Below are 22091 nucleotides of genomic sequence, written 5' to 3'. Positions count from 1 at the left end.
ACAACCGCACCCCCTCGAACCATGCGGACGACCCCGGTCCGGCCACCGGGGTCTTCTCCGTAGGTCGACTACGCCCTTGGGAGGGCCCGACCATGACCCAGCTGCAGACCCGGCCCTCCGGCGAGGACCCCGAGGCGTCCGACGCCTCCGGGGCCTCCCGGACCTGGATCGACCGCTTCTTCGACCTCACCGGTCGGGGCACGACGGTCGCCAGGGAGGTTCGTGGCGGCATCACCACGTTCGTGGCCGTTGCCTACATCATCCTGCTCATCCCCATCATCCTCAGCGGCGCCAAGGACGTGACCGGCGCCACGATGACCATCCCCCAGCTCACCACGGCGGTCGCGCTCTCCGCGGCGATCACCACGATCCTGATGGGCGTGGTGGGCAACGCGCCCTTCGCCCTCGCCTCCGGGCTCGGCATCGCCCCCGTGGTGGCCTTCCAGGCCGCCCCGCACATGACCTGGGACCAGGCCATGGGCCTGGTCGTGCTGGAGGGCGTGGTGATCGTGCTCTTCGCGCTCACCGGCATCCGCCAGCTGATCATGGACGCCATCCCCACCCCGCTCAAGCACGCCATCGGCGTCGGCATCGGCATGTTCATCGCGCTCATCGGCCTGGTGGACGCCGGGTTCGTCGGCCGGGGCGAGGGCACCGTGGTGACCCTCGGCGCCGGCGGACGGCTCTCCGGCTGGCCCATCGTGGTCTTCTGCGTCGGCCTGCTGCTGATGTTCGCCCTGTTCGTCCGGAGGATCCCCGGCGCGATCCTGATCGGCATCGTGGCCGCCACCGTGCTGGCCATCGTGATCAACGCGCTGGTGGACGGAGTGAAGTGGCCCGGAGTGGTCACGCCGGAGCTCCCCGAGCGGATCGTCTCCACGCCGGACTTCAGCCTGCTGTTCGACGTGGACCTGTTCGGCGGCTTCGGCGCGGCCGGCGTGCTCACCGCCACGGTGGTGCTGTTCACCCTCGTGCTGTCCGGCTTCTTCGACGCGATGGGGACCATCCTCGGCGTCGGCGAGGAGGCCAAGCTGACCGACGGGCAGGGCCGGATCCAGGGCGTCGGCAAGATCCTGACGATCGACGGCTTCGGCGCCATCATCGGCGGCGCCACCGGCGGTTCCGCCAACACGATCGTGGTCGAGTCGGCCGCAGGAGTCGGGGAGGGCGCTCGCACCGGCCTCGCCAGCCTGGTGACCGGCGCGCTCTTCGCCGGGGCGATGTTCCTGACCCCGCTGGCGGCCGTCGTGCCCGCCCAGGCCGCGGCCCCCGCCCTGGTCCTGGTCGGCGCGCTGATGATGACCGCCGCCCGCAAGATCGAATGGGAGGAGATCGACCTGGCCATCCCGGCCTTCCTCACCATCGCGCTGATGCCCTTCACCTACTCCATCACCAACGGAGTCGGCGCCGGCGTCATCGCCTACACGGTGATCAAGGCCGCCCGCGGCCGGTTCGACCAGATCCACTGGCTCCTCTGGGTGATCAGCGCGATCTTCGTCGGCTACTTCGGCATCGGCGCGATCGAGCAACTCCTCGGCTGATCCCGAATCCCCCGGCTGATCTCCGTACGGCGGCGCCGATCGCCGCCGTACGGAGCACCCGCCGCACCGGCGCCGCCGTACGGCGCTCGCCCGTTCCCGTGACAGACGGAGGTTCCTTCCATGCGTGAACTCGCCGAGGATCTGCTCGGCTGGCTCGGGGAGGGGCGCGCGTTCGCGGTCGCCTCCGTGATCGGGGTCGGGGGGAGCGCTCCCCGGCAGCCGGGGGCCGCGCTCGCGGTGAACGACGAAGGCGAGGCCGTCGGCAGCGTCTCCGGCGGCTGCGTCGAAGGGGCCGTCTACGAACTGTGCCGGGAGGCGATCCAGACCGGGGAACCGGTCCGGCATACCTTCGGCTACTCCGATGACGACGCCTTCGCCGTGGGGCTGACCTGCGGTGGAACCATCGAGGTGCTCGTCTGGCCGGTTCCGTCCGCCTCACCCGCCGCCCCGGTGCTCACCGCGGCGCTGGAGGCGGTACGGCGGGGCGAGCCCGTCGCGATCGTCCGCGCCCTCGACGCCGTCGGTCCGGCCGGCGGCTCCGATCAGGCCGAGAAGATCGGCCCGATCGGGGACACCGGCCGGGCAGAGGGCATCGGCCCGGACGGGCGCACCGGCGGCCGTCCGCGCCCGGGCGCGGGTCTCCTCGCGGTCTTCGAGGACCGGGTCCTCGGCGACCTCCCCGGCCTCACGCGCGACTCCGTGGCCGGCGTCGTCGCGCCCGAGGCGCGGGCCATGCTCGACACCGGGCTCACCGGCCTGCGCACCCTCGGCTGCGGCGGGCAGGAGGTCGCCGTCTTCGCCGAGACCTACGCGCCCCCGCCCCGTCTGCTCGTCTTCGGCGCCATCGACTTCGCCGCCGCGCTCACCCGCGCCGGCCGCTTCCTGGGCCACCACGTCACCGTCTGCGACGCCCGGCCCGTCTTCGCCACCCCGCGCCGCTTCCCCGAGGCCCACGAGGTCGTCGTCGACTGGCCGCACCGCTACCTCGCCCGCACGCGGGTGGACTCCCGGACCGTGGTCTGCGTGCTCACCCACGACGCCAAGTTCGACGTGCCGCTGCTGGAGGTCGCCCTCCGGCTCCCGGTCGCCTACGTGGGGGCGATGGGCTCACGCCGTACCCACGCCGACCGCATGGCCCGCCTGCGCGCCGCCGGGCTGAGCGAGGCGGAGCTGTCGCGGCTGCGCTCGCCCATCGGTCTCGATCTGGGCGCCCGTACCCCGGAGGAGACCGCCCTGTCCATCGCCGCGGAGTTCGTCGCCCTGCGCCGCGGCGGGAGCGGCCTGCCGCTCACGCAGACCGCCGGTCCCATCCACCCCGCGAGCCGGGCGCTGCCCGCCGGGCTTCCCCGCCTGGGCGTCCCCGGCGAGGCCGCCTGAGCCCGTCCGGCTGGAGGGTCCGCGCCGGGCTCTACGCCGTCCGGCTGTAAGGTCCGCCGGGCTCTACGCCGTCCGCAGCACGGCCTGGATCTCCAGGTGGATCCGCACCGTGTTGCGCCCGCGAGGGCCGTCCGGAGGTCCGCGTCTGACGCCGCCGCGTTCCCGGGGCGTGCCCGAGGGCCCCTGAGCCGTGCCCGAAGGTTCCCGGGGTCTGCCCGAAGGCGCGGCGGAAGACGTCGATGAACGCGCTGGCGGACGACCAGCCGCACAGGTGCGCCACCGCGGTCACCGGGACGTCGTCGGCCAGCAGGACCAGGGCGCGGTGGAGCCGGAGCTGGGTGCGCCACTGCGGGAAGGTCATGCCGAGGTCGGCCTTGAAGAGCCGTGACAGCGTCCGCTCGCTCGCGCCGACCTGCGCGCCGAGGGCGGCCAGCGTGCGGTTGCCGGCGGGATCGGCGCGCACGATCGCGCACAGCGCCCGCAACCGCGGATCGGCGGGGGCGGGCAGGTGCAGGGGCTGCTGGGGCGAGGCGCGCAACTGGTCGAGCAGGACGGCCCGGAGCCGGCCGCGCTCCGGGCCGTCATCGTGCGGGGCGCGGGTCGGCGCGAGCGGCTGGTGGCGGACTTCCGTCATCGATCGGCAGTTTATTGGAAGCACGACACGGCGCCGAGCGGTGAGGATGCCGCTGTGCCGAAGAAAAAGACGATCATCATGCTGTCGGCCGGACACGCCTGCGTGGACGTCTACCAGGGCGCCGTGGCGGCGCTCGTCCCCTTCCTGGTGGCCGAGCGCGCCTACACCTACGCCGCGGCCTCGGGGATCGTGCTCGCCGCATCGCTGCTGTCCTCGGTGGCGCAACCGCTGTTCGGCGCGGTGACGGACCGGTGGGCGCTGCCCTGGCTGCTGCCCGTCAGCACGCTCCTCGGCGGGCTGGGGATCGCGCTGAGCGGCCTGACCGACTCCTACCCGCTGACGCTGGCGCTGGCGGCCGTGTCCGGGATCGGGATCGCCGCCTACCACCCCGAGTCCGCCCGGGTGGCGCGGATCGCCGCGGGCGGGAGCCACACCGCGATGGGCTGGTTCTCCCTCGGCGGCAACCTCGGGTTCGCCGCCGCGCCGCTCCTGGTCGCCGCCGTCGTCGCCGCCGGCGGGCTGCGGCTCACGCCGCTGCTGGCGCTGCCGGCTCTGGCCGGAAGCGTGCTGTACCTGCCCGTCCTGCGCGCGCTGGGCACGTCGGCACGCCCGGCCGGCGGCGGCGCGTCCCGGGTGGGACGCGACGACGTGGCGTCGTTCGCACGGCTCTCGCTGGCCGTGGCCTTCCGGTCCGTCGTGTTCGTCGGCCTGAGCACGTTCATCGCGCTGTACGTGCCGGCGCGCACGGGCGGCGGCACGGCGGCGGGCACCGCGGCGCTGTCCGTGCTCTATCTGGGAGGCGCGGTGGGCACCGTGCTGGGCGGCGGGCTGGCCGACCGGTGGGACAGGGTCACGGTGGTACGCGCGTCGTACCTGGTCAGCGTCGCCGCCGTCGCGGGGATCGTGTTCGTCCCCGGTCCGGTGGTCTATCTGTTCGCGGCGCTGACCTCCGTCGGCCTCTACGTTCCGTTCTCCCTTCAGGTCACCCTCGCCCAGGACTACCTCCCCGGCCGCGTCGGCACCGCCGGCGGCGTCACCCTCGGCCTGACCGTCAGCGCCGGCGGCCTGGCCGGCCCGCTCATCGGCGCCGTCGCCGACGCCACCACCCTGCAGACGGCCCTCGCCATACTGATCGCGATGCCCGCCCTGAGCTGGCTGCTGTTCCGGACCCTGCGCGAACCCGCCGGTCCCCGCCCGAGGAGAAGGGAAGAAGATGATGATGTACCAGTCCGATGAGGCGTGGCGCGAGGTCGACGCCTACTTCGCCGGCGCCCTCGTCCCCGAGGACCGGGCGCTCAGGGAGGCTCGCGAGAGCGGCGGACTGACCACCATGCCGCAGGCGGAGGTCGCCCCGAACCAGGGCAAGCTCCTGGCGATGTTGTGCCGCATCGCCGGCGCCGTCCGCGTCCTGGAGTTCGGCACCCTGGCGGGCTACAGCACCATCTGGCTGGCCCGCGCCGTGGGGGACGGGGGTCACGTCACCTCGCTGGAACTGGAGGAGCGCAACGCCGCGATCGCCCGGGAGAACCTGGAGCGCGCGGGGGTGGCGGACCGGGTGGACATCCTCGTCGGCCCGGCCGCGGACTCGGCGCGGCGGCTCGCCGAGGACGGGCGCGGGCCGTACGACTTCGTCTTCATCGACGCCGACAAGCCCGGCAACCCCGCCTACCTGAAGGCGTCCCTGGAGCTGACCCGGCCGGGAAGCGTGATCGTCATCGACAACGTCGTCCGCAACGGCGCCGTCACCGACCCGGACAGTCCCGACGAGCGGGTCCAGGGCGTGCGCAGGGTTCTCGCGGACATCGCGCACGACGCCCGGCTGGAGGCCACCGCGCTCCAGACGGTGGGCTCCAAGGGCTGGGACGGCTTCGTCGTCATCCGGAGGTCCCGCTGAGCACCACCCGGAGGTCCCGCTGAGCACTGCCTGGCGGGTCCTGCGGAGCACTACCCGGAGGTCCCGCTGCGCTGCCCGGCGGTTCCACCGAGCATCACCGGGCGGTCCCGCTGAGCCACAGGCCCGGTGGGCCGCCCCGCCCCGCCCCGCGATTGTGCCAACGCACAAACCTGCCATCGCCACTTCCGGGCAGCTTCGGACTTCTTGCCGCTAGACCGGACAGCCGGGCGGCTTGTGTACTGAATCACACACCTGAACGCTCCGCCTGAGCCGGAGCGAGGAGGTACCGCGCTGCCGCCTCCGGCAGACCTACGGGCCCCACCCCACCGGATCGATCCGACCCCGGGAGGAGCCTGCGATGGCCTTGATGTTCCTCAACGGCGGCGCCATGCGTGGCGGTCCGCTGCACCACCTGCTCGACGGGGCCCCGCTGGTGGCCGAGACCGCCACGGCGCCCAAGTACCGCTTCTACTCGGTCGGCGACCGCTGCCCCGGCCTGGCGCCGGTGGCGCACGGCGGGGCCGCCATCACGGGAGAGCTCTACGACGTCCCGATGGACGTCCTGCGCGACCGGCTGATGCCCGCCGAACCACCCGAGCTGGAGCTCGGCGTGATCGAGCTGGCGGACGGCACGTCCTCGTTCGCGATGCTCCTGCGCCGCCCCTGCACCTCGCACGCGGAGCTGTACGACATCACCGAGTCCGGTAGCTGGAAGGCCTACATGGACATGGACGCCCACACAGACAGGGAGAAGACGTCATGACGCGGTTCGACGTCAACGCCTCGATCCTCTTCACCGACCTGCCGCTGCTGCGCCGGCCGGAGGCGGTGAAGGCCGCCGGGTTCGACGGGGTCGAGTTCTGGTGGCCGTTCGCCGAGGCCGTACCGTCCGACAAGGACGTCGACGCCTTCGCCGGCGCGATCCAGGACGCGGGCGTACAGCTGGTCGGCCTCAACTTCGCCGACGACATCGCCGCCGGCGGGCGCGGCCTCGTCTCCCGTCCCGCCGACAGCGCGCGTTTCCGCGACAACGTCGACGTCGCCGTCGGCATCGCCGGCCGGCTCGGCTGCACGGCGCTCAACGCGCTGTACGGCAACCGCGTGGACGGCCTGGACCCGGCCGAGCAGGACGAGCTGGCCACCGAGAACCTCGCGATCGCCGCCAGGGCCGCCGCCGGGATCGGCGCGACGGTGCTGGTGGAGGCGCTCAACGCCTACGAGTCGCCGTCCTACCCGCTGGTCTCCGCCAAGGCCGCGGTCGAGGTGGTCGACCGGGTGGGGGAGCCGAACGTGGCGTTCCTGTGCGACCTGTACCACCTGGCCCGGATGGGCGAGGACCTGGACGCGGTGATCGCCGGGTACGCGGGCCGGATCGGCCACGTGCAGATCGCCGACACCCCCGGCCGCGGCCGCCCCGGCAGCGGCGAGCTGGACTTCACCCGCCTGCTGAAGGTGCTCGCCGAACACGGCTACGACGGCTGGATCGGCCTGGAGTACAAGGACGCCGAGCCGGACTTCGGCTGGCTGCGGGAGCTGGACCGGCTCGCATGACGACATCCCCGAACGCACCCGGGACCCCGAACGCATCCGGCGGACGCCGGGCGAGGAGAGCAAATTGAGCAGGATCGCATTCATCGGGCTCGGCATCATGGGCTCGCCCATGGCCGGGCACCTGGTCAGGGCCGGACACGAGGTCACCGGTTTCGACCTCGGCGAGGACGCCCTCGCCCGCCTCCGGGCCGCCGGAGGCGCGAGCGCGAGCGGCGTCGCGGAGGCCGTCAAGGGCGCCGAGGTCGTCATCACCATGCTCCCGGCCGACCCGCAGGTCGAGGCCGTCCTCCCGGAGATCCTCGACAACGCCGAGTCCGGCGCTCTCTACATCGACTTCTCCACCATCACCCCGCAGACCTCGCAGAAGGTCGCCCGCGAGGGCGCGGCCAGGGGGCTGCGCGTGCTGGACGCCCCGGTCTCCGGCGGCGAGAAGGGCGCGATCGACGCGGTCCTGTCCATCATGGTCGGCGGCGCGCCGGAGGACTTCGAGGCTGCGACGCCGGTCTTCGAGGCCGTCGGCAAGACCTTCAAGCTGGTCGGCCCCGCGGGCGCCGGGCAGTACGTCAAGGCCGCCAACCAGCTCGTCGTGGGCGGCACCTACGCCCTCGTCGCCGAGGCCATCGTGCTGATGGAGGCGGCCGGCGTGGACGCCGCCGCCGGACTCGACGTGCTCGCCGGCGGCCTGGCCGCCAGCCGCATCCTCGACATCAAGCGCGAGTCGATGCTCGCCCGGAACTTCCAGCCGGGCTTCCGCATCGACCTGCACCACAAGGACATGGGCATCATCCTCGACGCCGCCCGCGGCGCCGAGGTGGCCATCCCCATGGGCGCGCTCGTCGCCCAGCTCATCGCCGCCGCGCGGGCCCAGGGCCACGGCGGCCTCGACCACTCCGCGCTCCTCAAGGTCACCGAGAGCCTCTCGGGAAGGGACAGCTGATGGCCAGGATCCCCGCGATGAACGCGGTCGTCGAAGTCCTGAAGTCCGAGGGCGTCGACACGGCGTTCGGCTGCCCCGGCGCGGCCATCCTCCCCCTGTACAAGGCGATGGAGGAGGTCGGCGGCATCGAGCACCTGACCGTCCGCCACGAAGAGGGCGCCACCCACATGGCCGACGGCTGGGCCCGTACCAACGGCGGGGTGGGCGTCGCGATCGGCACCTCCGGCCCGGCCGGCACCAACATGATCACGGGTCTCTACACCGCGCTCGCGGACTCGATCCCGATCGTCTGCATCACCGGCCAGGCGGCCACCGCCCTGCTCGACAAGGAGGGCTTCCAGGCGGTCGACATCGTGGAGATCGCCAAGCCCGTCACCAAGTGGGCCGTGCAGATCAAGGAGGCGGCCACCGCCCCCTGGATCTTCCGCGAGGCGTTCCGGATCGCCCGGTCCGGCCGTCCCGGCCCGGTCCTGATCGACATCCCGGTGGACGTGGCCAAGGGGATCATCGAGTACGACCCCGCGCTGGACTCCCCGCTCCCGGTCGCGGCCGTCGAGCCGCACCGGCCGCGCGTCGAGAAGGCACTGGACCTGCTGCTGGCCGCCGAGCGGCCGCTGATCCTCGCCGGCGGCGGTGTGATCATCGCCGAGGCCGCCGACGAGCTGCGCGAGCTGGCCGAGTACCTGAACGTCCCGGTCCAGGTCACCCTGATGGGCAAGGGCGCCATCGACGAGGACCACGGCCTGTTCTGCGGCATCACCGGCGTGCAGACCTCGCAGCGGTACGGCAACGCCTCCTTCCTGGAGTCCGACCTGGTGCTGGCCGTGGGCGCGCGCTTCGGCGACCGGCACACCGGCCAGCTCGACGTCTACCGGGGCGAGCGGAAGTTCATCCACGTCGACATCGAGCCGACCCAGATCGGCAGGGTCTTCGAACCGGATCTCGGCGTCGTCTCCGACGCCAAGCTGTTCCTGCAGGACCTGCTCAAGGTCGCCAAGGAGCGCGAGGCGGGCCGCGGGCCCGGCGCGTGGGTCGGCCGGATCCAGCACCTCAAGGCGACCCTGGGCCGCCGCGAGGACTTCGACACGGTCCCGATCAAGGCCCCCCGGGTCTACAAGGAGATCAACGAGGTCTTCGACGAGGACACCTACTTCGTCACCGCGATCGGCCTCTACCAGATCTGGGGCGGCCAGCACCAGAAGGCGTACAAGCCGCGCCGCTACCAGATCTGCGGCCAGGCCGGCCCGCTGGGCTGGGAGATCCCGGCGGCGATCGGCGTCAAGAAGGCGCTCAAGAACACCGAGCCGGACGCCGAGGTCGTGGGCATCGTCGGCGACTACGGCTTCCAGTACATGGTGGAGGAGCTCGCGGTCGGCGCCCAGTACAACGTGCCGTTCGTGCTCATCATGATCAACAACGAGTATCTGGGCCTCATCCGCCAGGCCTCGATCCCGTACGACATGAACTACCAGGTGGACATCCACTACGACGAGTACGGCACCGACAACGTCAAGATCATGGAGGCGTACGGCTGCTCCGGCCGCCGGGTCATCGACCCCGCCGACATCCGCGACGCCCTGGAGTGGGCGCGCAAGGAGGCCCGGGCGACCAACCGGCCGGTGCTCGTCGAGATCATGATCGAGCGCGAGGCGAACACCCCGCACGGCCCGGCCATCGACGCCGTCAGGGAGTTCGAACCCCTTCCCGGGCAAGTGTGATGATGGATCGCCATCACACCGGGTTCCGGCACGCGCCCCTGCCCGCTCGCACCGGGCAGGGGCGCGTGTCCGCCCATTCTCCATCAAGGAGCAGGGTTGTCCGTTTCGTCACGCGATCTCATGCCGACTTCTGAGACCGCTGGTTCGTCACGCGATCTCATGCCGACTTCTGAGACCGCTGGTTCCCCCCGCCCGTCCGGTCACGTCGTCATCGCCCCCGACAAGTTCAAGGGGTCGCTGACCGCGGCCGAGGTCGCCGCCCGCGTCGCGGCCGGTCTCGGCCCCGGCGTCGCCACCGTCGCGCTGCCGGTCGCCGACGGCGGTGACGGCACCGTGGCGGCCGTCGTCGCCTGCGGCTTCGAGCCCGTCGAGGTCGAGGTCACCGGCCCCGTCGGCGACCCGGTCCGCGCCGTCTACGCCTGGCGCGACGCCGGGCCGGGGACCTCCCCGTCCGGCGCCGGAGCGGTGGACGTGCCGACCGCCGTCATCGAGCTCGCCGAGGCCTCGGGCCTGCGGCGGCTCCCGGCCTCCGCCCAGGCGTCCGCGAGCTCCGCGAGCTCCGCGAGCTCCGAGGCGGGACCCGCCGCGCACGGCGGGGTCGAGCTCGCCCCGCTCACCGCGACCAGCCGGGGCACCGGCGAGCTGATCGCCCACGCCGTGCGGCGCGGCGCCCGCCGCGTCGTCCTCGGCCTGGGCGGCAGCGCCTCCACCGACGGCGGCGCCGGGATGATGAGCGCCCTGGGCGTGCGCTTCCTCGACGCCCAGGGCGACGAGCTCCCGCCGGGCGGGGCCGCCCTGCGCGCGCTCGACGAGATCGACACCTCCGGGCTCCCGGACATCGGCGACGTCGAGTTCGTCGTCGCCAGCGACGTGGACAACCCCCTGCTCGGCCCGTACGGCGCCGCCGCCGTCTACGGCCCGCAGAAGGGCGCCACCCCCGAGGACGTGAAACTGCTCGACGGCGCGCTCGCCCGCCTTGCCGCCGTCGCCGTGCACACCCACGGCCTGGTCGGGGCGATCGAGCACGACGACGTCGTCCGCCCGATGGGCGTGGCCGGGCAGCCCGGGGCCGGGGCGGCCGGGGGAGTGGGCTTCGCCGCCCTCGCCTTCCTGCGGGCCGAGATCCGCCCCGGCATCGAGTACCTGCTCGACCTGCTCGGCTTCCAGGAGCTGCTCGACGGCGCCCGCCTGGTCGTGACCGGCGAGGGCTCCCTGGACGAGCAGACCCTGCGCGGCAAGGCCCCCGCCGGGGTCGCCGCCGCGGCGGTCAAGGCGGGCGTCCCGGTCGTCGCGGTCTGCGGCCGGCGCGCCCTCGGCGAGGAGGAACTGCGCGCGGCGGGCATCCGGGCGGCCTACGCGCTCACCGACATCGAGCCCGACCCGGCGCGCTGCATGGCCGAGGCCGGCCCGCTGCTGGAACGCGCCGCCGCCAAGCTCGCGGCGGACTGGCTGTAGGACCGGGGCCGAAGGCCCGGGAAACCGGAGGAACACGCATGCACGATCTGGTCATCACCTCCCGCAGGGCCGTACTGCCCGGAGGGGAGCGGCCCGCGGCGGTCGCCGTACGGGACGGGAAGATCGCCGGGGTCTTCGGCGTCGACGCCGCGCCGGCGGCCGCCGAACGCGTCGATCTCGGCGACGTCGCGCTGCTGCCCGGCCTCGTGGACAGCCACGTCCACGTCAACGAGCCCGGCCGCACCCACTGGGAGGGCTTCGCCTCCGCCACCCGCGCCGCCGCCGCGGGCGGGGTGACCACGATCGTGGACATGCCGCTCAACTCGCTGCCGCCCACCGTGGACGTCGCCGCGCTGGAGGTCAAGCGGGCCGCCGCGGCCGGCCGGTGCGCCGTCGACGTCGCCTTCTGGGGCGGCGCGATCCCGGGCAGCCTCGAACATCTGCGGGCCCTGCACGAGGCGGGCGTCCGCGGGTTCAAGTGCTTCCTGTCCCCGTCGGGGGTGGACGAGTTCCCGCCCCTCGACGTGACGGAGCTGCGGGCGGTCATGACCGAGATCGCCTCCTTCGACGGCCTGCTGATCGTCCACGCCGAGGACCCCGAACTGCTCGCCGACCCCGCCGGGCCCGGCTACGAGGAGTTCCTCGGCTCCCGGCCCGGCGAGTCCGAGCGGCGCGCCGTCGAGCGGGTCATCGCGCTGGCGCGGGAGACCGGGGTGCGGGCGCACATCCTGCACGTGTCGTCCGCGCTCTGCCTGGAACCGCTGGCCGCGGCCCGGCGCGAGGACGTGCGGATCACCGCCGAGACCTGCCCGCACTACCTGACGCTGGCGGCGGAGGAGGTGCCCGAGGGCGCCACCCAGTTCAAGTGCTGCCCGCCGATCCGCGGCGAGGCCAACCGCGACGAGCTCTGGAAGGGCCTGGCCGAGGGGGTGCTCGACTGCGTCGTCTCCGACCACTCCCCGTCCACCGCAGACCTGAAGGTGCCCGACTTCGCCGCCGCCTGGGGCGGGATCTCCTCCCTCCAGCTCGGTCTGCCCGCCGTGTGGACCGAGGCGTCCCGGCGCGGGCACGGCCTGGGCGACGTGGTGCGCTGGATGGCCGAGGCCCCGGCGGCCCTGGCCGGGCTGGCGGGCAAGGGGACCATCGCCGAGGGCGGCGACGCCGACCTGGTCGCCTTCGACCCCGGCGCGGCCCTGACCGTGGACGCCGCCGCCCTGCACCACCGCAACCCGGTCACGCCGTACCACGGCAGGACGCTCACCGGCGTGGTGCGCACGACCTGGCTGCGCGGCCGGGCCGTCTCGGAGGCCCCGCACGGGAACCTGCTCTGACCGGCCCGGACGCCGGCGGCCGCCGGATCCTCCGGGGCGCGGGGCCGGTCCCGCGCGACGAACCTCCGCCCGCGGGTACCGCACCCGCCAAGCACGTCATCTCCGGCTCAACCAGAAAGGCGCTCCGATGAGCGAGTTCACCCGCCTTCCCGACCTGGCCCTGCGCACCCTCGGCGGGTCCGTCGTCGCCGCCAACGACGAGTCCTTCGCCGAGAAGGAGAGCCTGATCCGTCCCGGCCGCTCCGACTTCGCGGCGGAGACCTTCGGCGCCAAGGGCCAGGTCTACGACGGCTGGGAGACCCGCCGCCGCCGCGAGCCCGGCCACGACTGGGCGCTGGTCCGCCTCGGCCTGCCCGGCGTGATCCGCGGCATCGTGATCGACACCGCCTGGTTCAAGGGGAACTACCCGCCGCACGCCTCCGTGGAGGCGGCGGCGGTCGAGGGCTACCCGACGCCCGCCGAGCTCCAGGCCGCAGAGTGGACGGAGATCGTCCCCAAGAGCGACCTCAAGGGCGACGCCGAGCACTTCTTCGAGGTGGCCGACGAGCGCCGCTACACCCACGTCCGGCTGAACATGTTCCCTGACGGGGGCATCGCCCGCCTGCGCGTGCACGGCGAGGTCCGCCCGGACCTGTCGCTCTACGAGGGCCTCGGTCTCGACCTGGCCGCCCTGGAGAACGGCGCGCTGGTCACCGGCTGCTCCAACGAGTTCTACTCCTCGCCGAACAACGTCATCGCCCCCGGCCTGGCCCGTCACCAGGCCGAGGGCTGGGAGACCGCGCGCCGCCGCGACGGCGGCAACGACTGGCTGACCATCCGCCTGGCGGGTACGGGCGTCGTCAGGCTCGCCGAGATCGACACCAGGAACCTGCTGTTCAACGCCCCCGGCTGGGTCTCCCTCACCGGTGTCGACGCCGCCGGGGAGGAGTTCGAGCTGCTGCCGAAGACCCGCCTGCAGCCCGACACCCCGCACCGCTTCCGCATCGAGGACGCCCGCCCCGCCACCCACGTCCGGGTCGACGTCTACCCCGACGGGGGCCTGGCCCGCGTCCGCCTGCACGGCCTGCTCGCCGGCGGCTAGGGGCGCCGACCGAGTCCGGATTCTCCCGGGAGACGGTCCCGGGGCTCAGACGGCGTCCGCCGGACCGGATGGCGCCTGTCCGGTCAGGAGCGGACGGCGCACAGGAGCCGGTTGTCGCCGCGCTGCCACAGGGTGCCGATCTCGCTGAAACCCGCGTCGCGCAGGGCGTCGGCATGCTCGGACAGCAGGGGCGACTCCGAGCCGTGATGGCCGGCGCCCGCGGTGGTGCGGGCGGCGTGGAGCTCGGCGAAGGCGGGGTCGGCGGCGACGGCCTCCCACCACTGGCGCCAGTCCTCGGGACGCCGCCCGGCGAACTCGCGCTCGGTCTCCCGCTCGTGAACGGCGCGTTCGAGCCGGGCGATGACCGGGGTGGCGTCGTCGGTCTCCAGGTGGTCTCCGTTGAGCAGGATTCCACCCGGGCGCAGCACGGTGGCCAGCTCGGCGTACATCTTCGACAGCTCCGGCCCGGAGATCCAGTGCAGCGCGGTGGTGCTCACCGCGGCGTCGGCCGGGCGGTCCAGGCCCAGGGCGCCGGTCCACCCGGGCGTGCGCAGGTCGAGGGAGACGAACCTGAGATGGGGGTAGGCGGCCCGGCCGAGGCCGAGCAGCAGCGGGTCCGCGTCGACCGAGACCACCGTCGCCTCCGGCAGCCGTTCCAGAAGGCGGGCGGAGAGCGAGCCCGGCCCGCAGCCGAGGTCGATGACCAGCGGGTCGGGGCGGCCCATCGCCTCGACGGCGTCGATCAGCGCGGTGAAGCGCTCCTCACGGTCGGGCAGGTAGCCCTCCTGCTGGCGGTCCCAGCGTGCGATCCACTCGAGCGCGGCGTCATGGGTCAGCACAACGACCTCCTTGTGACTGTCGTCTAAGCTTTTATGAGTTACACGCTAGAGGTGAGGACGTAACTGGTCAAGTGGATTTCAACAGTCACACCGATATGATCGTCCGAGTGGCGGTCGGTCTGGTCAACGAACTGACGCCCGGAGAGCGACGGGGCCGTCCTTTCCCGCCGCCCCGTGATCTGACCGCCGCCGCCACCGAGGGCCTGCGGACCGGCTATCCGGGCCACCGCGAGGTCACCGCGGCGGAGGCCGCGGAGTTCGCCGAGGTCGCGGTACGGCTGCGGGCGGTCTTCGACGCCGTCGCGGCGGAGGACGTCGACGCGGCGGCCCTGAAGGTCAACGATCTCCTTGTGGAGACCCGCGCGCGGCCGCTGCTCCAGCGGCACGACGGAGAACCGTGGCACCTGCACTTCCACGGTCCCGGCGGCACCATGGCCGGAGACTGGGCGGCGAGCTGCGCCACCGGCCTGGCGATCGTGCTGGGGAGCGAGTTCCACGACCGCCTGGGCGTGTGCACCGCGCCCCAATGCGACCGCGTGTACGTCGACGTGTCCCGCAACGGGACCCGCCGGTTCTGCTGCACCGCGTGCCAGAACCGCGTCAAGACCGCGGCTTTCCGCGCCCGGGGCAAGGGGCCGTGAGGACACCCCGTGCGGCCGCCTGAGGGGGCGTCGGGGAGTGTCGGATACGACTCAGGAGGCCTCGCGGCCGGCCGTCTCCCGGCCGGCCGGTTCGGGCTCCGGGGCGGCCGGTTCGAGGTCCGGGGCGGCGACGAAGAAGAACACCTGGTCGGCGCCGCCGTTGCAGACGTCCTGGACGAGTTCGGCGCCGTTGTCGACGTCGGCCGCACCGCCCAGGACGCCGACGCACAGGCCGCTGTGGACGGGACGCAACCTGTGACCGGCCGTCCCGGCGGAGGCGGACCGCTCCAGCAGGAAGCGCTGGTGAGCTGCTCCGGTGCATTTCGCCGGCGCGATCAGGGCTTCCGCGCCCGTCCATGCCTGGTCGACGGTGAGGCAGCCGACGCCGTGGACGGGATGGTGCCACTGGATCTGATGGACGCCGGGGCCGACGGCCTTCACGTAGGTGTCGGGGGAGAGGCCGCGGCAGGGGCGCTGCACCGCCAGTTCCCGGGTGGTGCGGCCGTTGCGCTCCCTTCCCTCTCCGACGCACAGGCCGCGGTCGGCGACGTGCGCCGGGACGACGCGATACCAGCCGTCGGGCAGACCCATGGAGCGGTTCGGCGACGGGAGGGAGTCCTGCGCGGGTGTCGGTGTGGGGGGCTGCGTGGGTGTCTGTGCGGGGGTCTGCGCGGAGGCGAGCGCCCGCAGACCCGCCAGGGCCCCTCCGCCGAGGCCCAGGAGGATGAACGCCACTACGGCGGCCGCCATGACGGGCAGGAGCCGCCGCCCGGACACGGTGCCGCCGCCGGCGTCCGGCGGCGCGACCGTGCCGGGCGCCCCGCTGTCCGGGACGCCGCTTCCCGATGGGACGGCCGGGCCTGGGGTGGGGGCGTCGTTCTCCGGTGGACCGGCAGGGCCGGGGATGGGGATGGGGAGGCCGCTTCCCGATGGGGTGGCCGGGCCGGAGATCGGGACCTCGCTCTCCGGCGGGGCGGACGGGGCGAGGACGGGAAGTGATCCGGAGACGGCGAGGCGGCGCCGGACGGCGATCCAGCCGGCGACGGTCGCCTCGTCACACCCGCACGCCCGGACGAGAGCCGCGACGAGCTCCTCCCGGGGCAGGACGGCGCGTCCGAGCGCGCCGGCCATCGTGCTCGGGGGCAGGACGTCGCCGGCCGCCTGCGCTCTGGACGCCAGCTGCCGGTAGCTCAGTCCCGACCACCGCCGCAGTGTGCCCAGTGCCGCCACGAACTCCGCAGGGTCCGTGACCCCCTCGAGTTCGGGTGGAATATCCGTCATGTCCGGCAACGCAGTCTCCCCGCCCGCCTCATTTCATGATCGGCGAAACGATAACTCCTGCCAATGACAGAACGCCATCTTCCGGATCATTGTGAGATCGTCGTTGATCCCACGTGACCCGGAAGACGGCGCCTGTTCACCGGACCGCCGGGGTCTCCGGCGGGTTACTGGTCCCGGCGGGTGACGTAGACGAACTCACCGAGTTCGAAGCCGGACTCCAGGCCCCCGTCGGCGTCCCACCGGTAGTGCACGCCGAGATAGATGCGGCTGAGGGCGTTCTCCTCGGCCGCGGCGGCGAAGCTGGGGAAGCTGCGGGTCTTCGGGTTGGCGTTCGGGTCCTCGGTGGTGGCGGTGAAGGCGAAGTCGTGGCCGAACCAGCGCTGCATCACTCCAGCCCAGGCTCCGCCGAAGGTGGCGTGACCGGAGACGTAGGCCGGGAAGGGCGGGGAGAAGTTGACGCCCGCCCTGTCCCTGGACAGGGGACGCCAGGCCGGATCGGCGTCGGTCGCGCCGTTGTTGTCGGTGCCGGCCTCCCGGATCGCGGTCTCCGGCCGCCACAGGTCGATCGGGGTGGCGAACTTGGCGCCCCAGGCGACGAGGGCCGCGTCGGCCAGAGCCATGGAGACGAGGTTGAACAGCTCGGCGTTCTCACTCTGCTTCAGCCCCTTCCGCTTGGCGATGTCGATGGTGATGTTCAGCAACTGCCCCATCGGCTTGTAGGTGCCGTCGACGTCGTTCGCCCAGAAGAACGCCGCCTGCGTCTGGTCCGCCGAACGGGCCGAGAGGGGCGCGTTCGCGGCGCCCTTCACCTTGACCTCGTTGACCTGGGCCGCGTAGGCGGGGCTGCGCAGGAGTTGGTCGTAGGAGATGGCCCCATTGGGCAGCGGAGGCCGGAACTGCGTGGCCGAGGTCATGGCGAACGGCTTGATCCGTGACCAGTTCGGGCCGGCGACCGGCTTGGAGTCGGTCGGGCGCCAGGACCCGGGCACCCCGTCGGGCGTGTAGGCGGGGTCGAAGGCGGGTGTGTCCCCCGCACGCTCCGCGATCATCAGGGAGGCGATTTTCTCGCCGTCGGCCTTGCCGCCCGCGATCCGGGCGGGGTCGACCCACGACGGGATCTGCGCCATGGCGTCGTCGAGGGCCTTCTGCAGATTGAGGTTGGGGAATCTCTCCTTGGGGAACAGCGAGGCGAGGACGCCGTGGGCGGCGGCGTCCATGGTGGCCTCGATCGAGTCGTCCGGATGCTGCTGGGTGATCCGGGGCAGGTAGGTTCTGGGCGCGGCGGGCCAGTTGGCGTCGTGCATCGCGATGTTCATCATCGCCGCGGCCCTGGCCAGCTTCTGCGGTTCCGCGTCGACCCCCTGGGCCTGGCGGAAGGCGTCCAGCAGGACGCCGTTCCAGTACAGCGCGTGGTCGAACGAGGATGCCTGCGGCGGTGGCCCCGTGACCGCCGCGGCCGGTGCCTGGGATACCAGGACCGTCGCGCATGCGGTGACCACCGCGGCGGTCATCCCGCCGAGCCGCATGCGAAGGGATGCTCTTTGCACCGGACGAACCTCCATGTCGTGTCCAGGGCGCCGATAGGCCGGCGAACCGAGGGAGAGCACGATGGATCTTGATCGGCCGTGCGGACGCGGGGCAAGATCAGATTCGTTCCGGACAGTGCGGAACAGTTCGGAACGGTGCGGTCGGGGTGGAGGGGCGCGGCCGGCCCCGCGGCTGCTCGGCGTCAGATCGGGCGGTTCGTCCCGGTGGCCCGGCGTCAGGCCGGGCGGTCCATCCCGGTGGCCCGGCGTCAGGCCGGGCGGTTCGTCCCGGTGGCGCCGTCGAGGAAGGCGAGGGCGCGGGCGTCGATCTCCGCGGCGCCGTGCCAGGGCATCGCGTGGTGGGAGAGGCCCGGCAGCACCGCGGTCTCCGCGTGCGGCAGGGCGCGCGCGGCCGCGGCCGCGATGCGGTGCGGGTCGTGGGCCCTGCCGCGTCCGGCGAGGAGGACCAGCGCGGGCGTCGCGAGGTGGCGCAGCGGCCCGGGGCCGGGCCGCTTCCCGATCACGACGTGCGCGTCCGGGAACTCCGCGGCCAGGCCGTACAGCCGCAGCCAGGCCGGGTCGGCTTCCACGCCTCCGGTCTCCCATGCCAGGAACGCCCGCGCCCGCGAAGCCGTGGGCCGCAGGAGGGACGGCAGCGCGCGCATCAGATAGCCGGGCCGGAATCCTCCGAAGCACTGCGTCGGGTCGAGGAGGACGAGCCGCCGGACCCGCCCGGGCGCGTGCAGGGCGTACGTCAGGGCGATCCACCCGCCGTAGGAGTGCCCGCACAGGGCGGCGGCGCCGATCCCGAGTCCGTCGAGCACCCCGTCCAGCCAGTCGAGCAGGCCGGGGACGGTGCGGACGGGCCGCTCGCCCCGGACGCTGCGCCCCGGCTCGCCGATGCGGTCCACGGCGTACACGCGATGCCGGCGCGCGAGCTCGGCGACGTTGGCGAACCACACGGCGGCGGTGGCGCCGCCGCCGTGCAGCAGGACCAGCGGGGGACCGTCCGCGGGCCCGCACGCGTTCACGCGCGTCGTGCCGTACGCCGACGGCAGATCGATCGGCTCGACCCGGACCGGCCAGCGTTCCAGGACGGCGTCGTAGGCGGCGAGGAAGGCCGCGTTCACGTCATCATCACCGGACACGGCTCACCTCGTGTAATAACTCGCCGAACAATAATCTCGATGAGCGAGATAATGTCATACTAGGTGGGGACGAGACAGTGGAGAGGCGGCATGAACGAGCGGGATCCAGGCATGCGAGTGGTGCACCTGCTGCGCGCCATCACCGTGGAGCTCGACCGGATCGGCGAGAGGTTCGCCGCCCGGCACGCCCTCCACCCGACCGATGTGCGCGCGCTCATCTGCCTCCTGGACGCCGCCCGCGCGGGCACGCCCGCCACCCCCGGCATGCTGGGAGCGCAACTCGGGCTCAACTCCGCGGGCACCACGGCGGTGGTCGACCGCCTGGAGAGGCTCGGCCATGTGCGCAGGGAACGCGACACCCGCGACCGCCGGCGGGTGCTGCTGACGGTGGACGAGAGCGCCGTGGAACTCGGATGGGACTTCTTCGGCCCGCTCATCCAGGAGATCGTCGCCGTCATGGGACGGTTCGACGCCGCGGGCCAGGCGACCGTCGAACGCTTCCTCGGCGAGGTGCACGAGGCCGTCACCCGGAGGCGGGCCGGCGACGGGTAGCGCGCGGTGCCGTCACCCGGAGGCGAGCCGACGAGGGGAAGAACCGACGAGGGGAGAGCGCGCGGTGACGCCCGCGGCGCTCCGCGCCGGTGCCCTACGCCGCGGAGCCGGTCACACAGCCGCGTCGTGAACGGCCGGCGGGGAGGCCGTCTCGCGGGCGTCGAGCAGTTCGTCCCAGTGCTCCTCGGCCCAGGCGCACAGGGCGTCCATGGGGCCGAGCAGGCTGCGGCCGAGCGGGGTCAGCGCGTACTCGACCCGCTGCACCGGGCCGGAGCGGGTCGTGCGGGAGACCAGGCCGTCCCGCTCCAGAGCCCGCAGCGACTGCGTGAGCACCTTCGCCGAGACACCTCGCAGGGGGACGCGGAGCTCCGAGAACCGGCGCGGCCCGCCCTCCAGGCAGCGGATGATCATCCCGGCCCACTTGTCGCCGATGCGGATCGGGGTGAGATCGGAAGGGCACACCGGGTCGAACATGTCCGGGTCGAGAGACTTTCCCACCGCTCCACCGTAGCCGGTAACCCGGAGGTAACCGGCGGGCCGGATACCGTCCGGGCGGCGGCCGGCGATCAGGTCCGGCCACGAGACGAGAGGTGCCGGCATGGGCAGGATCATCATCTTCGGCGCGGGCGGCAGGGCGGGAGGGGCCGCCGTCGCGGAGGCGCGCCGCCGCGGCCACCGGGTCACCGCGGTCGTGCGCGACCCGGCCCGGCACGGCGATCTGGCGGCGGACGGCGTGCCGGTCGTCGCGGGCGACGTCACCGACGCCGACGCCGTCGCCCGGCTCGCGGCGGGACACGACGCCGCGATCAGCGCCGCCGCCGATCTGGGCGCGCCCCCCGAGGTCTTCTTCCCCGCCGCGGCCCGCGCCCTGCTCGACGGGCTGACCCGGGCCGGCGTGGAGCGGCTGCTCGTGGTCGGCCTGGCCTCCGTGCTCGAGACCGCGTCCGGAACGCTCCTGATGGACACCCCCGGCTACCCGCAGGAGTACCGCGGCTTCTACCTCGGGCACGCCGCCGGGAACGACGTGCTGCGCGCCGCGGGCGCCGGCGTCGACTGGCTGGTCGTCAGCCCGTCCGGCGACTTCGACCACGGCGGCGCGCGCACCGGCCGCTACCGTACGGCCCCGGCCGACGCGGCCGCCCGCGTCTCCTACCCCGACCTGGCGATCGCGCTGCTCGACGAGATCGACGCCCCCGGGCACCACCGGGTGCACCTGGGCGTGGAGGAGGGCTGATGGAGGAGGTGATCGACAGCTCGGACGCGTGGGTGGCCGGGCACATCCGCCGCTTCCTGGAAACGGGCGGACGGCCCCGGCCGGGGATCGACGACCTGCTGCTGACGACCCGCGGCCGCCGGTCGGGCAGGCTGCGCCGCACGGCGCTGGTCTACGTGAGAGACGGCGACCGCTACGTCGTCACCGCCTCCAACCGGGGAGCGGCCGGGGACCCTGCGTGGTACCTCAACCTGGTCGCCGACCCCGCCGTCGTGGTCCGGGCCGGAACGGAGGAGTTCGCCGCGGTCGCGAGGACCGCCTCCGCCGGGGAGCGGCCGCGGCTCTGGCGGCTCATGGTCGAGGCCATGCCGTCCTACCGGGACTACCAGGGGATGACGGACCGGGAGATCCCGGTGGTGGTCCTCGAACGCACGGGATGACGCGGGCCCGGACGGGCGGGGAGCGGACGGGCGGCGTCCGCTCCCCGCGCCGGGGAGCGCATGCCGCCGGCCGCCGTCAGCCCTCCAGCCAGACGTAGCCCGCGAAGCGGCCGGTCGGCCGCTCCCGGCGGTGGGAGAACAGCTCGGGCGACTCGATGGTGCAGCGCGCGTCGTGCCGGACGTCGCCGACCCCGGCCCGGGCGAGCTGGGCGGTGATGCCCGCCCGCAGGTCCACCGCGGGCGTGCCCTTGCGGGTGGTCGCCCACGTCTCCGGGATCACCTCGGCGACCCGTTCCCGCATCTCCTCCGGAACCTCGTAGCAGAGCCCGCACGCGGCCGGGCCGATCAGCGCGACCATCCGGGAGGGGTCGGCCCCGCGCTCGGCCATGGCCGCCACCAGCGCGGGGACCACCCCGGCCACGGTGCCGGGCCGTCCCGAGTGGGCGGCCCCGACGACCCGGGCGGCGGGGTCGGCCAGCAGCACCGGGGCGCAGTCGGCCACGAGCACGCTCAGCGCCAGCCCGGGGACATCGGTGCAGACGGCGTCGAGCGCGGGCGGGTCGTCGCCGAACGGCCCGGTGACGTGGCACACCCCGGCCCCGTGCACCTGGCGCATCATGACCACGCGTTCGGAGTCCACCCCGAGGTCGGCGGCCGTCCTGGCCCGGTTGCGGGAGACCGCCTGCGGGTCGTCGCCCACGCCTCCGCCGAGGTTGCGGCTGCCGTACGGCGCGGCGCTCACCCCGCCGTGCCGGTCGGTGAAGGCGGCGTGGATCCCGTCGGCGAGCTGAATGCGGTTCACCGGGGGAGGCTACCAAGCCGCGGGGCCGGGGCGGCACCGGGAAGGCCGGCCGGGGGCCCCGCACGGAGCCCGTGAGGACCGTGCGGGGCCGGGCGAGAGGCACGCGCCACGAGGAGCGCGTGGAGCCGGC

General features: G+C 73.6%; 22 protein-coding genes. 15 read left to right on the top strand and 7 right to left on the bottom strand.

All coding sequences use genetic code 11. The features are described 5' to 3' along the window. The first annotated feature begins 92 nt into the window (after positions 1–92). Together Plo01_RS03480 and Plo01_RS03475 are read left to right on the top strand one after the other, a co-directional pair. Positions 93–1541, top strand: a complete 1449-nt coding sequence (locus Plo01_RS03480; RefSeq protein ID WP_203888998.1) for an NCS2 family permease — start codon at positions 93–95, stop codon at positions 1539–1541. 120 nt (positions 1542–1661) lie between these two features. Further along, positions 1662–2918 (top strand): XdhC family protein, encoded by a 1257-nt coding sequence (locus Plo01_RS03475; protein WP_203888997.1) that lies wholly within the window; start codon positions 1662–1664, stop codon positions 2916–2918. Positions 2919–2949: 31 nt separating this feature from the next. Here Plo01_RS03475 and Plo01_RS03470 read toward each other — a convergent pair whose 3' ends face one another. Continuing rightward, on the bottom strand, positions 2950–3552 hold the full coding sequence (locus Plo01_RS03470) for a helix-turn-helix transcriptional regulator (RefSeq protein WP_203888996.1): 603 nt from the start codon (positions 3550–3552) through the stop codon (positions 2950–2952). 54 nt (positions 3553–3606) lie between these two features. On the opposite strand from Plo01_RS03470, the gene Plo01_RS03465 reads away from it, so the two are divergent. The 9 genes from Plo01_RS03465 to alc all read left to right on the top strand — a co-directional run bounded on the left by Plo01_RS03465 (position 3607) and on the right by alc (position 13519). Beyond that, positions 3607–4788, top strand: coding sequence for an MFS transporter (locus Plo01_RS03465; protein WP_239315846.1), 1182 nt, complete (start codon positions 3607–3609; stop codon positions 4786–4788). After that, the gene (locus tag Plo01_RS03460; RefSeq protein WP_203888995.1) at positions 4772–5446 is read left to right on the top strand and encodes an O-methyltransferase; all 675 of its coding nucleotides are present in this window, start codon (positions 4772–4774) and stop codon (positions 5444–5446) included. Before Plo01_RS03465 ends, Plo01_RS03460 begins: the two co-directional genes overlap by 17 nt. Before the next feature lie 358 nt (positions 5447–5804). Next, positions 5805–6209, top strand: a complete 405-nt coding sequence (locus tag Plo01_RS03455) for an allophanate hydrolase-related protein (RefSeq protein ID WP_203888994.1) — start codon at positions 5805–5807, stop codon at positions 6207–6209. Continuing rightward, a complete protein-coding gene (locus Plo01_RS03450) occupies positions 6206–6997 on the top strand; it encodes a hydroxypyruvate isomerase family protein (RefSeq protein WP_203888993.1) in 792 nt (263 codons plus the stop codon). The genes Plo01_RS03455 and Plo01_RS03450 overlap by 4 nt, the downstream gene beginning before the upstream one ends. Positions 6998–7061: 64 nt before the next feature. Next, entirely contained in the window at positions 7062–7934 is an 873-nt protein-coding gene (locus tag Plo01_RS03445; RefSeq protein ID WP_203888992.1) for a 2-hydroxy-3-oxopropionate reductase, read from the top strand. Further along, positions 7934–9652, top strand: coding sequence for a glyoxylate carboligase (gcl, locus tag Plo01_RS03440; protein WP_203888991.1), 1719 nt, complete (start codon positions 7934–7936; stop codon positions 9650–9652). Before Plo01_RS03445 ends, gcl begins: the two co-directional genes overlap by 1 nt. A 159-nt stretch (positions 9653–9811) precedes the next feature. Beyond that, complete coding sequence (locus Plo01_RS03435; protein ID WP_203888990.1) at positions 9812–11107, top strand: glycerate kinase; 1296 nt, start codon at positions 9812–9814, stop codon at positions 11105–11107. Between the two features lie 38 nt (positions 11108–11145). Next, positions 11146–12438 (top strand): allantoinase AllB, encoded by a 1293-nt coding sequence (gene allB, locus Plo01_RS03430; RefSeq protein ID WP_203888989.1) that lies wholly within the window; start codon positions 11146–11148, stop codon positions 12436–12438. A gap of 127 nt (positions 12439–12565) precedes the next feature. Continuing rightward, positions 12566–13519: an allantoicase gene (gene alc / locus Plo01_RS03425; RefSeq protein WP_203888988.1), complete on the top strand. Its 954-nt coding sequence runs from the start codon at positions 12566–12568 to the stop codon at positions 13517–13519. A gap of 83 nt (positions 13520–13602) precedes the next feature. On the opposite strand, the gene Plo01_RS03420 is transcribed toward alc, so the two are convergent. Further along, the gene (locus Plo01_RS03420; RefSeq protein ID WP_203888987.1) at positions 13603–14358 is read right to left on the bottom strand and encodes a class I SAM-dependent methyltransferase; all 756 of its coding nucleotides are present in this window, start codon (positions 14356–14358) and stop codon (positions 13603–13605) included. A 107-nt stretch (positions 14359–14465) separates the two neighbouring features. Between Plo01_RS03420 and Plo01_RS03415 the strand changes: the two genes are divergently transcribed. After that, positions 14466–14999 carry a CGNR zinc finger domain-containing protein gene (locus tag Plo01_RS03415; protein WP_239315845.1) on the top strand — a complete coding sequence of 178 codons (534 nt, stop codon included), beginning with the start codon at positions 14466–14468 and terminating at the stop codon, positions 14997–14999. A gap of 51 nt (positions 15000–15050) precedes the next feature. Here Plo01_RS03415 and Plo01_RS03410 read toward each other — a convergent pair whose 3' ends face one another. The 3 genes from Plo01_RS03410 to Plo01_RS03400 all read right to left on the bottom strand — a co-directional run bounded on the left by Plo01_RS03410 (position 15051) and on the right by Plo01_RS03400 (position 18954). Continuing rightward, entirely contained in the window at positions 15051–16280 is a 1230-nt protein-coding gene (locus tag Plo01_RS03410) for an XRE family transcriptional regulator (protein WP_203888985.1), read from the bottom strand. Positions 16281–16444: 164 nt separating this feature from the next. Next, a complete protein-coding gene (locus tag Plo01_RS03405; protein WP_203888984.1) occupies positions 16445–17806 on the bottom strand; it encodes a vanadium-dependent haloperoxidase in 1362 nt (453 codons plus the stop codon). Between the two features lie 269 nt (positions 17807–18075). After that, complete coding sequence (locus Plo01_RS03400) at positions 18076–18954, bottom strand: alpha/beta fold hydrolase (protein ID WP_203888983.1); 879 nt, start codon at positions 18952–18954, stop codon at positions 18076–18078. A 111-nt stretch (positions 18955–19065) separates the two neighbouring features. On the opposite strand from Plo01_RS03400, the gene Plo01_RS03395 reads away from it, so the two are divergent. Then, positions 19066–19506: a MarR family winged helix-turn-helix transcriptional regulator gene (locus Plo01_RS03395; RefSeq protein ID WP_203888982.1), complete on the top strand. Its 441-nt coding sequence runs from the start codon at positions 19066–19068 to the stop codon at positions 19504–19506. Positions 19507–19617: 111 nt separating this feature from the next. Here Plo01_RS03395 and Plo01_RS03390 read toward each other — a convergent pair whose 3' ends face one another. After that, positions 19618–20004, bottom strand: coding sequence for a winged helix-turn-helix transcriptional regulator (locus Plo01_RS03390; RefSeq protein WP_239315844.1), 387 nt, complete (start codon positions 20002–20004; stop codon positions 19618–19620). Between the two features lie 100 nt (positions 20005–20104). Here Plo01_RS03390 and Plo01_RS03385 point away from each other — a divergent pair, with 100 nt between their 5' ends. Beyond that, positions 20105–20740, top strand: coding sequence for an NAD(P)-dependent oxidoreductase (locus tag Plo01_RS03385; RefSeq protein ID WP_203888981.1), 636 nt, complete (start codon positions 20105–20107; stop codon positions 20738–20740). Further along, positions 20740–21159 carry a nitroreductase family deazaflavin-dependent oxidoreductase gene (locus tag Plo01_RS03380; protein ID WP_203888980.1) on the top strand — a complete coding sequence of 140 codons (420 nt, stop codon included), beginning with the start codon at positions 20740–20742 and terminating at the stop codon, positions 21157–21159. The genes Plo01_RS03385 and Plo01_RS03380 overlap by 1 nt, the downstream gene beginning before the upstream one ends. A 76-nt stretch (positions 21160–21235) precedes the next feature. Here the strand turns inward: Plo01_RS03380 and pgeF are convergent, their stop codons facing one another. Further along, positions 21236–21961 (bottom strand): peptidoglycan editing factor PgeF, encoded by a 726-nt coding sequence (gene pgeF, locus Plo01_RS03375; protein WP_373871664.1) that lies wholly within the window; start codon positions 21959–21961, stop codon positions 21236–21238. Between the last annotated feature and the right edge of the window lie 130 nt (positions 21962–22091).

Origin of the sequence: Planobispora longispora (assembly GCF_016863135.1) — a bacterium.
GTDB lineage: Bacteria > Actinomycetota > Actinomycetes > Streptosporangiales > Streptosporangiaceae > Planobispora > Planobispora longispora.
Note: the sequence above shows the minus strand (reverse complement) of the source record. Positions and strands in the feature narration are given on the sequence as shown.